Source organism: Vibrio sp. FF266, from assembly GCF_041439695.1.
Lineage (GTDB): Bacteria > Pseudomonadota > Gammaproteobacteria > Enterobacterales > Vibrionaceae > Vibrio > Vibrio tasmaniensis_A.
The window spans coordinates 1-13282 of sequence record NZ_JBGOOO010000060.1; the positions used below are offsets into that span (position 1 = coordinate 1).

The 13282-nt window shown below is 43.1% G+C and carries 11 protein-coding genes; 5 read left to right on the forward strand and 6 right to left on the reverse strand.

What is annotated here, in order from left to right; genetic code table 11:
* Nucleotides 1-37: 37 nt before the first annotated feature.
* The 4 genes from rsmS to dinG all read right to left on the reverse strand — a co-directional run bounded on the left by rsmS (nucleotide 38) and on the right by dinG (nucleotide 3753).
* On the reverse strand, nucleotides 38-208 hold the full coding sequence (gene rsmS, locus ACED59_RS22995) for a pleiotropic regulatory protein RsmS (RefSeq protein WP_009846328.1): 171 nt from the start codon (nucleotides 206-208) through the stop codon (nucleotides 38-40).
* Nucleotides 198-746, reverse strand: a complete 549-nt coding sequence (locus tag ACED59_RS23000) for a primosomal replication protein (RefSeq protein WP_009846329.1) — start codon at nucleotides 744-746, stop codon at nucleotides 198-200. The genes rsmS and ACED59_RS23000 overlap by 11 nt, the downstream gene beginning before the upstream one ends.
* Nucleotides 747-769: 23 nt before the next feature.
* Nucleotides 770-1549: a TSUP family transporter gene (locus tag ACED59_RS23005; protein WP_009846330.1), complete on the reverse strand. Its 780-nt coding sequence runs from the start codon at nucleotides 1547-1549 to the stop codon at nucleotides 770-772.
* Between the two features lie 128 nt (nucleotides 1550-1677).
* Nucleotides 1678-3753, reverse strand: a complete 2076-nt coding sequence (gene dinG, locus ACED59_RS23010; protein ID WP_029223913.1) for an ATP-dependent DNA helicase DinG — start codon at nucleotides 3751-3753, stop codon at nucleotides 1678-1680.
* 513 nt (nucleotides 3754-4266) lie between these two features.
* On the opposite strand from dinG, the gene ACED59_RS23015 reads away from it, so the two are divergent.
* On the forward strand, nucleotides 4267-5250 hold the full coding sequence (locus tag ACED59_RS23015) for a porin (RefSeq protein WP_017097705.1): 984 nt from the start codon (nucleotides 4267-4269) through the stop codon (nucleotides 5248-5250).
* A gap of 91 nt (nucleotides 5251-5341) precedes the next feature.
* Nucleotides 5342-6007: a DUF2057 domain-containing protein gene (locus ACED59_RS23020; protein WP_032499774.1), complete on the forward strand. Its 666-nt coding sequence runs from the start codon at nucleotides 5342-5344 to the stop codon at nucleotides 6005-6007.
* Nucleotides 6008-6087: 80 nt separating this feature from the next.
* Here the strand turns inward: ACED59_RS23020 and ACED59_RS23025 are convergent, their stop codons facing one another.
* Nucleotides 6088-6816: a pseudouridine synthase gene (locus ACED59_RS23025; RefSeq protein WP_017097707.1), complete on the reverse strand. Its 729-nt coding sequence runs from the start codon at nucleotides 6814-6816 to the stop codon at nucleotides 6088-6090.
* Between the two features lie 339 nt (nucleotides 6817-7155).
* On the opposite strand from ACED59_RS23025, the gene ACED59_RS23030 reads away from it, so the two are divergent.
* The gene (locus ACED59_RS23030) at nucleotides 7156-9381 is read left to right on the forward strand and encodes an NADP-dependent isocitrate dehydrogenase (RefSeq protein WP_017097708.1); all 2226 of its coding nucleotides are present in this window, start codon (nucleotides 7156-7158) and stop codon (nucleotides 9379-9381) included.
* A 306-nt stretch (nucleotides 9382-9687) separates the two neighbouring features.
* Here ACED59_RS23030 and cspD read toward each other — a convergent pair whose 3' ends face one another.
* On the reverse strand, nucleotides 9688-9909 hold the full coding sequence (cspD, locus tag ACED59_RS23035) for a cold shock domain-containing protein CspD (RefSeq protein ID WP_009846336.1): 222 nt from the start codon (nucleotides 9907-9909) through the stop codon (nucleotides 9688-9690).
* A 589-nt stretch (nucleotides 9910-10498) separates the two neighbouring features.
* On the opposite strand from cspD, the gene clpS reads away from it, so the two are divergent.
* Together clpS and clpA are read left to right on the forward strand one after the other, a co-directional pair.
* Entirely contained in the window at nucleotides 10499-10819 is a 321-nt protein-coding gene (gene clpS, locus ACED59_RS23040) for an ATP-dependent Clp protease adapter ClpS (protein WP_009846337.1), read from the forward strand.
* Nucleotides 10820-10858: 39 nt separating this feature from the next.
* Nucleotides 10859-13132, forward strand: a complete 2274-nt coding sequence (gene clpA, locus ACED59_RS23045; protein WP_012603605.1) for an ATP-dependent Clp protease ATP-binding subunit ClpA — start codon at nucleotides 10859-10861, stop codon at nucleotides 13130-13132.
* The last annotated feature ends 150 nt before the right edge of the window (nucleotides 13133-13282 follow it).

Genomic DNA, 13282 nt, shown 5'->3' on the forward strand with positions numbered 1-13282 from the left:
TGCTAGATGCTAGATGCTAGATGCTAGATGCTAGATGCTAGATGCTAGATGCTAGTTTGGCTTGTAAATCTTGTTGGACAATCTTAATTGCTTCTAACGCAACCTTTGGGTCGATTTCGTTGCTTTCGAGCAGATAGATCAGGTCGACAGCTAACTTAACTTCTTCTGGGGCGTTATCCAGTGGTGATGATGGGTTATCAGTGTTCATTTCGCTTGGGGTTCTCTAAGTTAATCAGTCTCTCAATATTTTTCATTGAGTCTTCGCAGCGTTCTAATCGTTCTTTTGCTAATTGCCAAGCCTCGTCCGCTTTTTTCTTACTGTGGCGAGGCGCAGAATCAAACGCTAACTTGCGTACTCGTACTAAATCGACCAGTCGCTTTTGCCAATCTTGGTGCTGAGCGAGTTCGTTGTATAGGTCGTTAAGGTTTTTTCCTGACTTACTTTTTCGATCTAACCTTAAATCATGGTTGGCTAGTTCTCTTTGGATTGCAGCTATCTGATTAGTGAGTTTTTCTGTCAGGTAGTTGGCCCGAGAAGCAGTAAGTTGGTTTGTCGCTTGTTCTCGAACAATAGTGTTGTATGTTGCCTGAGTTTCGAGTGCGTAGGGCAGTAAAATAGAAGAGCTGCACTTAAACAAGGTTCTATCGAACAAGGCTTGATGATAAGCCCCTCGAGATTTATCAACCTGCGAGCAATGGCCAATTAAGGTATCAATGACGCTTTTTAATTTAGAGAAATGATTCATTTTACTTACCTTGGGCGACTGGGCTATAAGGTTACAAACCACGCTTCGTAAGCCAGTTTAATCGCAAGGACACTCACAACAGTCACAAAGACAGGTCGTATAAATGTAGCACCAAAGCGAATAGCAGAATGTGCTCCAACAAATGCACCAGCCATCAAACAAAGCCCCATGGTTAAACCTAGAACCCAATCAATATGACCGAGAATCGCAAAGGTCACCAAAGACGTAAAGTTACTGGTAAAGTTCATGGCTTTAGATAGACCAGAAGCAAGTAAGATATTAAGACGATAAAGCGCCATCGAGCTCACAGTCCAAAAAGCGCCGGTTCCTGGGCCTGCAACACCATCATAAAAGCCGAGAATGAATCCTTGGTACTTTTGCTTTCTCTTGAGTACCGGGCACGGTTTAGGAGACACATTATGGCTCACATCTGGAGTCTTATGAAAAATGGTATAGACCGCTGCTGCAAGAATGACTAGCGGTAATACCTTCTCTAACCACTCTGTGCTTATGGCATCAACAGTCAGGGTGCCGATTGTTGCACCTATTAAAGTAGATATGAATGCATTGACCCAACATTCAGGTTTGAACAGCTTCTTGCGATAGTAAGTAAAAGCGGCTGTTGATGAGGCGAATGTTGCGGCCAGCTTATTAGTACCGAGTGCAATGTGTGGTGGTAAACCAAGCGATAGCAAAGCTGGTACAGTTAACATTCCTCCGCCACCGGCGACAGCATCAATAAAGCCTGCAGCAAATGCAACCAAGGCAAGTATGACCAACATGGTTGGCTCAATCATTTCCATAAATAGCTAGTGTTCTCGTTATCGGCTGTTCGGGCAGCCACATGAAGAATCGAGGGATTAGTCATGCTGGGTTGTGAATGCAAGGGCCTAGCGATGGCAGGCCCATAACTACCACGAAGGTAGGAAAATTAGTATTTTATTGTTCTTTTAAAAGGCGGTAGCGAATCGAGTAGGGACTTTCCGTATCGCTTCGTGACTATGCGTCTATCAAGGATCGTGACTTTACCAGAATCTCGTTCTTTACGCAGCAATCTACCCACAGATTGAATAAGCTTTTTACTCGCTTCTGGAACAGTAATCTGCATAAAAGGATTACCGCCACGAGATTCAATATATTCTGAATGTGCCCGCTCTACAGGTGAGGTAGGAACACCAAAAGGAATCTTGGTAATAACAAGGTTTTCAAGCAGCTCGCCAGGCAGATCAAGACCTTCAGAAAAGCTACCCGTTCCAAAAAGAACGCTTGTTTTACCTTGGTCTATGAGCTTTTTATGTTTTTTTAGGATTTCAGTTCGTGAGGTATCCCCCTGAACCTGTAACGCCCACGACTTTTTAACGAAATCTGTTGCCAAAGCCTCGGCCACTTGGTTCATTTGCCAATAAGAAGAGAATAGAATGAGATTGGCTTTGTTGTCTTCTATTACCTTAGGCAAAATTTCAATAAGATATTCGGTAAACTGAGGTGCTTGTGGTTCGTACTTCATTGCAGGTACCACTAATTCAGCTTGGTTCTGATAATCAAACGGCGATGCCAAAGCAAGAAATTGTACGCCATCTTCTGCTTTTTGACTGATACCTGATTGATGACAAAAAAAGCTGAAAGAGTTGAGTGCTCTCATGGTCGCAGATACTAACACTGCACCAACACAACGACTCCAAATCTGTTGGTCCAGTTGCCAACCGACTTCTAATGGTGAGACATTAACAACAAAGTCTCCCTCGCTTTCTTTGCTTAATTCAAGCCAGCGAGCCAAAGGCGCCCCTTTTTCTCTCTTAGGTTCAGCCATTAATCGCCATACTTGAGCAAGGTTTTCTGTTCTTTGTATATAAAAGCCAATTTCTGCAAGCGCAGGCTCTGCAAGCTTTGCTGAAAGCTCTCCGTCTTTAACTCGTTCTGCAATCAAGTCTGCAATTTTTGCTACGGCTTGGCTCGCCTTTTGCGTTAATTGTTTGAGATCTTTCGATTCGCTTTCTAACCATTCAGGTAAGTCACCATGCTCGAAGCGATACAAGCCATCTTCGAAGTGGCTAGCGTCAAACTGTTTGCTCATTTTAGTCAGAGTCGGGATCAGTTGTTGTACTGAGTCTTGCAACTCATTTCTAAATCTATGAACACGTTTCTCGTCTGCTAGCCCCGAAAGCTTAGTGATCGATTGATTCAAACGCTCTAACCAAGAGGCCGCACCTTTTAAGCTTGCGGCAGCAGAGGAGTGATCTCTCGCTACGTGTGGCAAGTGGTGAGCTTCATCAAATATATAGATGCTATTTTCTGGTTCTGGCAGTATCACACCGCCGCCTAGGTCCGCATCAGCCATCACTAAACTGTGATTGGCGATAATCACGTCTGCTTTATCTAGCTCTGAACGCGCTTTTTGGAAAGGGCAGTCTCGGTGCGTAGGCATACTGTTGTTACAGCTGTGCTTATCACTGACAATCATCTGCCAAATCATGTTGTCGATAGGTTTTGGCCACGAATCACGGTCACCATCCCATTTACCTTGGGTGAGGCTGCGGTACATGGTTTGCAGTTGCTCGATGTCTTTCTTTTTTGGTTTGGACTCGAACATGGCCATTTGACCACCATCAACCCCACACGCAGCGGCCAACTTCTCTGTACAACAATAACGCTGCCTTCCTTTCGCTAAGATGAAAGAAAACTCTCTATCAGTAAGTCGTCTATATAGAGGGAGATCTTTATTGACGAGTTGTTCTTGTAGCGCAACGGTCGCTGTTGAAATGACGATTTTACGATTGTTGAGCACGGCGACAGGAATTGTTGCCATTAAATAAGCCAGTGACTTCCCGATCCCGGTACCTGCTTCAGCAACAATCATGCGATTACTTTTGTGGTATTGACCACAAAGTGTCTTCGCTATTTCTGCAACAAGGTAATTTTGAGCACGTCGAGGTACAAAGTTATCCAACTGATCTTGGAGGTTTTGATAACTGGTGCGTATAGAATTTTGAATTTTAGTAGTTAGCATACTGTGACCTACGTAACGGAGCGAGGATAGTAGCACATATCACTAGTCGGTACATTTACCGCAAAATAGCTTGCTTTTGAATCAAAGGTAGATCTCGTTCACAAAAAAAAACTGAACCTTCAGGAACTTAACGATTTTATTTATGTTACGAAATATATATATTAAAAAATCGCACGATGCAGGCGTTAAATTCTGTGAATCACGATTTAAACCTAAATTAGTGGACTATTATACTGAGTTGTTCTTTATTTGGGCTATTATATTTCCCTTTAAATTTAAGGGTAAGTTGCTCGTAAAATGATGAAAAAAAATGTAAACCTATGATTTTTATGTATTTTTGTTTTTTTTAGGTTTGTTTTTAGTTTATTTGACACGCAGGATAATCTTTTGCAATCTAGACCACGAAATTTAGTGGCGGTGATTAACTACCAAAGAGTAGTAATGACCAGTCATAAAAAATAAAAGGGAACCGGGCAAGGATCTCCCATTCTTAGAAAAGGCAGTGGATTTATTATGAAAAAGACTCTATTAGCTCTAGCAGTTATGACAGCAGCTGGTTCTGCAAACGCAGCAATCGAAATTTACAACCAAGACGGCGTTTCTGTTGACCTTAAAGGCGACATCGAAGTTGTATACAGCAACGAGTACAAAAAAGGTTCTTCAATGGAACAAAAAATCGAAGATGCTGACTTCGGTTTTGATATCAAGTACATGGTAAACGAAGAGTGGAAAGTTGGCGCTTACTGGGAATTTAACGGTTCTTCAGACGCAAACGCTACAGCGACTAAAAATGGTGATACATACGTAGCTGCATACCACAACACTCTAGGTTCAATTAAGTTTGGTCGCCTATGTACTGCTGTTGATGATCTAGGTATCGGCAAAGATGAAGCTTACGGCGTTTCTACACTTCTAGACAACACTACTAACGAGTGTGCTGACGAAGCTGTTCGTTACGACTACGACAATGGCGCTCTATACGCGACATTAGGTTACGTACAAGACAAACTAAACGCTGATATCGCAAAAGGTCGTACGCCAGCAGAGACTGAAGGTTCAAACGCTGAGTACTTCGATGCTCGTATGGGTTACCGTTTTGCTGACTTCGACGTTTCTGCATTCGTTGCTGATTACGATACTAGCAAAGCAAAAGGCGATCACCAAGGTTACGGTGCTGAGCTAGTATTCTCTGGTATCGAGAATATTTACCTATCTACAGCATACTACGGTGTAAACTCTGACGCTGCGAACGATGACAACTCAGTAATCGCATTTGCTGCTGGTTACACTATGGGTCTTTGGGGCTTCAACACTGGTTACTCAATCGGTGACCACGATGTAGATCTTAAAGACGAAGATCGTTGGTTCGTTAACTCAACTTACGCAATCGCGCCAAACACTAAAGTGTACGCGGAAGTTGGTGGTATCGATTCAGATGATAAAGCAACATACAAAGCTGATAACGGTCTAGCAATTGGTGTTGAAGCATCATTCTAATGACCTCGTAATCGAGTTTTAGAAAAAAAGCCACCTTAGGGTGGCTTTTTTGTTAGGATAAAGAACACTTTATTAGATTTTAAAGAGAAACATGATGAAGAAAGTATTGTTAGCTTTGGGCTTACTTACAAGCGTTATTGGCAGTGTAAGTGCGGCAACTCTAACGCCTCAGAAAGGCGTATCAATTCTGTACATTAATGGTCAAGCTGCTCAAAATAAAATCAGTGAAAACCAAATTAATGAGGGTTTTAACCAGGTTTTAGTTCGCTTTGATAAAAAATTTGGTAACAGCGGTGTTTATTCTTCGGCACCTTATGTATTGAATTTTGATGTTACTGGTGAAGAGGTTGAAATTAAGGCTCCAAAAGTACGTAGCTATATGGAAGCTGAGAAGATCTTTGAAGCTGTGAATCCATCATGGGTCGTTTTGCAGGATGATGTCGCCATTAAATATCAACAGGATGTCATTGAACGTAAGCCCGGTTTTGCACCGTTTGGCGGTCTAGAGTCTCGACTGGCTGAGCATAATGCAAGTAAGGCAGTCTATTTTAAAGATGGCGTGTTACTTGATAAACCAGCGGAAGCAGTGGTTTTAGCTTCTGTGGTAGACAATACGACAGCACAGACAAGCGGCAAAGCTCAGAAACAAGTGAAACTGGCTGAGACTCAGAATGTTGAGCAATTGCAGGCTTGGTATATCAAAGCTTCTAAGCAAGAACGCAAAGAATTCCGTAAATGGATGATTGACCAAGAGTAATCAATCTTCATCTACAAAAAAGCGAGACTAATAAGAGTCTCGCTTTTGCTATATTAGTACTTTTTCTGTATCAGTAAGAGCTAAATCTCTTTCCATTCACCTGGCTGAAGCTGACCCACGTTCATATTGCCCATTGAGTAGCGGATTAGACGCAGGGTAGGGAAGCCTATGTTTGCCGTCATTCGTCTTACCTGACGGTTACGTCCTTCGATGATGGTAATCGCTAACCATGTTGTTGGTATCGCCGCTCTGAAGCGCACAGGAGGAGTTCTTTCCCAAACCTGAGGTTCTTGCATCACTTCTACTTCTGCAGGCAATGTCATACCATCTTTTAGCTCAACACCTTTTCTCAATTTATCTAAATCTTTCTCAGAAGGCGCACCTTCAACCTGTACCCAGTAAGTCTTGGTCGATTTTGAGTTCGGCTGAGTCAACTTAGCTTGAAAGATGCCATCATTGGTCAAGACCAATAAACCTTCACTATCTCGATCTAAGCGACCAGCAGCATAAACATCTTTTACGGGAATAAAATCCGCTAGCGTTTTTCTACCTTCGCCATCAGTGAACTGGCTGAGAGTATCAAAAGGTTTGTTGAATAGAATCACTTTGCGATCTTCGGGTGCTACCTTAGGCTTTGCGTTGGTAGTTTTGCCTTTATATCGGTGTTTGCTGGAGTGCGGTTTTTTGTGTGAACTGCCAGTGTCATTTTTGCCACTGTGTTGATTCTGTCTATTACCGCTTTGTTTTAATGTGGTACCAGAACGAGCCGGTTTGTCTGAACGAGATGCGCTGCGTGAGCGAGTAGACATGTTAACTACCTTGCAAAAATGTAAACGAAGTGTGCCGAAAAGTTTTCATAGAAACGGAATTGAGCTATCATTTGCGCGCCTAAAAGACACAAAATAGAACAAGTTGATGGACTCTTAAGCCTGATTTGTTTAATTATACCTTCGTGTTTTATTATAACTGGCTCTTTTATTAAAACAATGCACTCACGGATTTGGCTCATGCTGTCATCAAGATTGCATGAAAAATAAGATAGAGTACGACTATCGAGTAAGCAGTTTTCACTCTCAGAGTGGCTTACTGGTCAATTTATAACACTCTCACTGCTTTAAGTGAGCTTGTAAGAACTATAGGGAAATTTCATGCCTACTGAAAAACCAACGATCATCTATACCATTACTGACGAAGCTCCGGCGCTAGCAACTTACTCTCTGCTGCCTATCATTCAATCTTTTACGGCTTCTTCTGGTATTAACGTTGATACTCGCGACATTTCACTTGCAGGGCGCATTATTGCCAACTTCCCTGACTACCTGAACGAAGAGCAACGTATTGGTGATGCATTAGCAGAACTAGGTGAGTTAGCTAAGACACCAGAAGCGAACATCATCAAGCTTCCAAACATCTCTGCATCTGTTCCTCAACTTCAAGCAACAATCAAAGAGCTTCAGTCAAAAGGTTACGCACTTCCTCATTACCCAGAAGAAGCAAACACTGACGAAGAGAAAGCCGTTAAAGCGACTTACGATAAAATCAAAGGCAGTGCTGTAAACCCTGTGTTACGTGAAGGTAACTCGGATCGCCGCGCTCCACTTTCTGTTAAAAACTACGCGAAGAAGAACCCACACTCAATGGGGGCTTGGTCTGCGGATTCTAAGTCGCACGTTTCAAGTATGGACGACAAAGACTTCTTCGGCAGCGAAAAGTCAGTAACAATTGAAGGTGCTACAGAAGTTAGCATTGAATTCGTTGGTAAAGATGGTGCGAAGAAAACTCTGAAGCCCGCTTTTGCATTGCAAGATAAAGAGATCATTGATGCGTCAGTGATGAACAAGGCCGCTTTGGTTGCGTTCTTCGAGAAAGAGATCGCATCAGCTAAAGAGCAAGGTGTACTGCTTTCTCTTCACATGAAAGCGACGATGATGAAAGTATCTGACCCTGTGATCTTTGGTCATGCAGTTAAGGTTTACTACAAAGACGTATTCGCTAAGCACGGTCAACTGTTTGAAGAGCTTGGTGTTGATGTAAACAACGGCATCGGCGATGTCTACGCAAAAATTGCTGCGCTTCCTCAAGAGCAGAAAGAAGCGATTGAAGCTGACCTACAAGCGGTATACGAGACTCAACCACCACTAGCGATGGTTGATTCGGATCGCGGCATTACTAACCTGCACGTTCCAAGCGACATCATTGTTGATGCATCTATGCCTGCAATGCTGCGTTCTTCAGGTCAAATGTGGGATCCAGAAGGTAAGCAAAAAGACACGAAAGCTATGATCCCTGATCGCAGCTACGCAAGCATCTACCAAGCAGTTATTGATTTCTGCAAAGAGAATGGTGCTTTCGATCCAACAACAATGGGTAGTGTACCAAACGTTGGCTTGATGGCTCAAAAAGCGGAAGAGTACGGTTCTCACGATAAGACTTTTATCCTTGAAGCTGCTGGTCAGGTTCAAGTTGTTGACGCTTCAGGCGTTGTGCTTCTAGAGCAAGACGTAGAGGAAGGCGATATCTTCCGTATGTGTCAGGTTAAAGATGCACCAATTCAAGACTGGGTTAAGCTAGCGGTAACTCGTGCTCGTGCTTCGGGTGTTCCTGCAGTATTCTGGCTAGACGCGTCTCGTGCGCATGATGCTCAGCTTATTAAGAAAGTTGACGCTTACCTTCCTGAATATGATACCGATGGTCTTGAAATTAAGATCCTTGCTCCTTTAGAAGCAACTCAGTACTCACTGGTTCGTATCAAAGAAGGCCTAGATACTATTTCGGTTACAGGTAACGTATTACGTGATTACCTAACGGATTTGTTCCCGATTCTAGAGCTTGGTACGTCAGCTAAAATGCTATCGATTGTTCCACTTATGAACGGTGGCGGCCTGTTTGAAACAGGTGCTGGCGGTTCTGCGCCTAAGCATGTTCAACAAGTAGAGAAAGAAAACCACCTGCGTTGGGACTCTCTTGGTGAGTTCTTGGCACTAGCGGCATCTCTAGAGCACCTAAGCGTAGTAACGGGGAATGCTAAGGCACAAGTTCTCGCTGACGCGCTTGATAAAGCGACGGGTGAATTCCTAGATAACAACAAGTCTCCTTCACGTCGAGTGGGTGAGCTTGATAACCGTGGTAGCCACTACTACCTTGCAGCATACTGGGCGAAAGCGCTGGCTGAGCAAACTGCTGATGCTGACCTTGCTGCTGAGTTCGCAGGTGTTGCAACTCAATTGGCTGAAAGTGAAGAAGCTATTGTTGCTGAGCTGAATAACGCTCAAGGTCCAGCTGGCGACTTAGGTGGTTATTACCTACTTGATGATGCATTGGTTTCATCACTAATGCGCCCAAGCTCAACGCTAAACGCATTTATTGACGCATAGTGATTGGACTCATCGTTAGTAAGTCATGAACATGAATTACTAACGAGTTGCTTGGTCTGGCAGTTAAGTCAAAACGAAAGACGCTTTAACGATAACGTTAAAGCGTCTTTTTTTATTCATAATGCTTCCTAGACCTAGCTAAAGGGAACTCTTGGACAAATTGTACTGTGAATAGCTTTTAGCTCTCAGATCGAAAAACCGCCCATTTAAGCCTGTATTACAGGTATGAAATGAGCGGTTTCAATGTTCTGCTTACCTGACAGTCGTTTAATAAGACTGATAGAGGTCTACATGTTTGGCAATCGCCTATTTTACGGCGCTGCCTTCTACAGGAACAACGGAGCTAGCATGGGAGCCTTTAGGTCCACTTTCTACTTCATAATCGACCTGTTGACCTGCCTTTAAGGTTCGATAACCTTCCATTTGTATTGTGGAGTAGTGCGCGAAAATATCGCCATCTTCACCTTCTGGACAAATAAAGCCAAACCCTTTGGCATTGTTAAACCATTTTACTGTACCTGTAGCCATGCTATACATCCCTCATGCATTTTGTTACTAACGTTGTTATATCAAATCAATGTAAGTTCGATTGATATTATTCCTATCAACTAAACAATTTCAGCTGATAGCTTGAATCTCATACATTGCTTACGGAAATTAACGCTACCCTGCGTAATTATTCCTTATTATAAATTTTTAACGCTTATTACTAGGTTTAGAATCGTGTTACGAAGTTGTATCAGAAAAACCTTTTAGCTCCAATGTAGCTAATGATTGAGTACAGTCAATAGCAAATTGGTATAAAAATGATCAATTTTAATAACAAATCACATTCGAGATTGGCTGCATACTATTAACTAAATAGTAACTTAACGACGATCTTATCGTCACCATCAATAGTTGTGGTGTCTTTTTAATCAATCACATATGTTAATCCTGTTAATCGAGATCTTTTATTTGCAGCGATGGAAATGGTGGATTAGGCTCAGTATAGAGGAATATTTTTTGGTACTGTTTCTTGGTGCAGTTTCTTAGTACACCGTAATGCGTGAATGTGGTAAATTTGAGTTAACTAAACATTCACGACTTCCGAAAAATAACCCTTAGCAAAGCTAATATGAGCAGAAACTTTGAATGGGCATCTCCAGGCTCAGATTTACTGGAGAAAGAGAGAACGAAAGTAAAGCCACCGGCAATGTATAACGTTGTATTACATAACGATGACTACACGCCCATGGACTTTGTAATCGAGATCCTAGAGCGATTTTTCTCACTAGATATCGAAAAAGCAACGGAAGTGATGCTCAAGGTTCATTATGAAGGTAAAGCTATTTGCGGCACATACAGTGCTGAAATAGCGGAAACAAAGGTAGCGCAGGTAACGATGTACTCAAAGGAAAATGAGCATCCGCTACTATGTACAATGGAGCAAGTGTAAATTGCTCGAACAACACTGTTGTTCCCTTAGGAGGTACTTATGCTAAATAAAGAATTAGAGACGAGTTTAAATGGCGCATTTTCTCGTGCGCGAGACAAGCGACATGAATTCATGACTGTCGAACACCTCCTACTAGCATTATTAGAAAATGATGCGGCCAAGGAAGCGCTCCAAGCTTGTCAGGCTGATCTCGATGCTCTTCGCAATGAGCTCGATATTTTTATCGACCAAACGACCCCACTCATCCCTGAAAGCGACGAGACTCGTGAAACCCAGCCCACGCTGAGCTTTCAACGAGTACTTCAGCGCGCTGTTTTTCACGTTCAATCTTCAGGTCGCAGCGAAGTAACAGGTGCAAATGTACTTGTGGCTATTTTTAGTGAGCAAGAATCTCACGCGGCATATCTTCTTAAGAAAAACGACATCAGCCGCTTAGACATAGTGAATTTTATTTCACACGGTATTACCAAAGGCAGCAATGAAGGCGATAGCGGTTCATCTCCTGATTCATTTGGTGGTGCAGAGAATGCCGAAGAAGCTAACTCAGAAGATCGTCTAGAAAATTTTGCGACCAACCTTAACGAAGTAGCGAAGCAAGGTAACATTGACCCACTAATCGGTCGTGACAAAGAGCTAGAACGTACCGTTCAAGTTCTGTGTCGTCGTCGTAAGAACAACCCTCTATTAGTGGGAGAGGCGGGTGTGGGTAAAACTGCTATCGCTGAAGGTCTTGCATGGCGCATCGTTGAAGGCCAAGTCCCTGAAATCATTCAGAGCAGCGTGATTTACTCTTTGGATATTGGTTCATTGCTTGCGGGAACGAAATATCGTGGTGACTTTGAGAAGCGCTTTAAAGCGATTCTGAAGCAACTCGAGAAAGAAGAAGACGCTATCCTGTTCATCGATGAGATCCATACCATTATTGGTGCGGGTGCAGCATCGGGTGGTCAGGTGGATGCGGCAAACCTAATTAAACCGCTATTAAGCAGCGGTAAATTACGCTGTATTGGCTCAACCACTTACCAAGAGTACAGCAGTATTTTTGAGAAAGAGCGTGCTTTATCTCGTCGCTTCCAGAAAATCGATATTGTTGAACCATCGCTAGATGATACAACCAAAATTCTGATTGGCTTGAAGCCAAAATACGAAGCTCACCACGAAGTACGTTACACCAATAAAGCGTTACGTGCCGCTGTGGAGTTGTCTGCTAAGTATATTAATGAACGTCACCTTCCAGATAAGGCGATTGACGTTATTGATGAAGCGGGTGCTCGTAGTCGTTTGGCGCCTGCAAGTCGTCGTAAGAAAACGGTAAGCGTGGCTGATATTGAGTCAATGGTTGCGAAAATGGCGCGTATTCCTGAGAAGTCAGTATCGTCTTCAGACAAAGATACGCTGCAGAAACTGGATGACCGCATGAAAATGTTGGTATTCGGACAAGACCCAGCGATCGATGTATTGAGCGAAGCGATCAAGCTGACTCGTGCAGGATTAGGAGCAGACAATAAACCTGTTGGTTCATTCCTATTTGCTGGTCCTACTGGTGTCGGCAAAACCGAGGTGACGGTTCAGCTTTCTAAACTAATGGGTATTGAGCTTCTGCGCTTTGATATGTCTGAGTACGGCGAGCGTCACTCGGTAAGCCGCTTGATCGGTGCGCCTCCTGGTTATGTTGGTTATGATCAAGGTGGTCTGCTAACCGATGCTGTTATCAAGAACCCACACTCTGTTGTGCTACTTGATGAGATCGAGAAGGCACACCCAGATATCTTTAACTTGTTATTACAGGTGATGGACAACGGTACGCTAACCGACAACAACGGTCGCAAAGCAGATTTCCGAAATGTGATCCTAGTGATGACGACCAACGCTGGTGTTGCAGAAACCGAGAAGAAATCGATCGGTTTGATCCAACAAGATCATGCGCCAGACGCAATGAGTGAAATCAAGAAGGTATTTACTCCTGAGTTCCGTAACCGTCTTGATAATATCATCTGGTTCAACAGCCTTGATCCAAGTGTGATCAGTCAAGTTGTTGATAAGTTTATTGTTGAGCTTCAGGTCCAACTGGACGCTCGTGGTGTATCTTTAGAGGTTTCTGAGGATGCTCGTCATTGGTTAGCTGAAAGAGGCTATGACAAGACCATGGGCGCTCGTCCGATGGGACGTGTGATTCAAGAGAAGCTTAAAAAGCCTCTTGCTAATGAGTTGCTGTTCGGAAGTTTGGTTGACGGCGGTACGGTTAAAGTATCTCTGAAAAAAGACGAACTGGATTTCATCTATGTTGGTGCGAAAGAAGAGGTTATGCATTAGGCATACTTCTTAAACACTAACGGCTTATAAAGAGCACTGGGTACAGTTAATTACGATATTAAACGCATGACTTCGGTTGTGCGTTTTTTTATGCTTGCTAGATGCTAGATGCTAGATGCTAGATGCTAGATGCTAGATGCTAGATGCTAG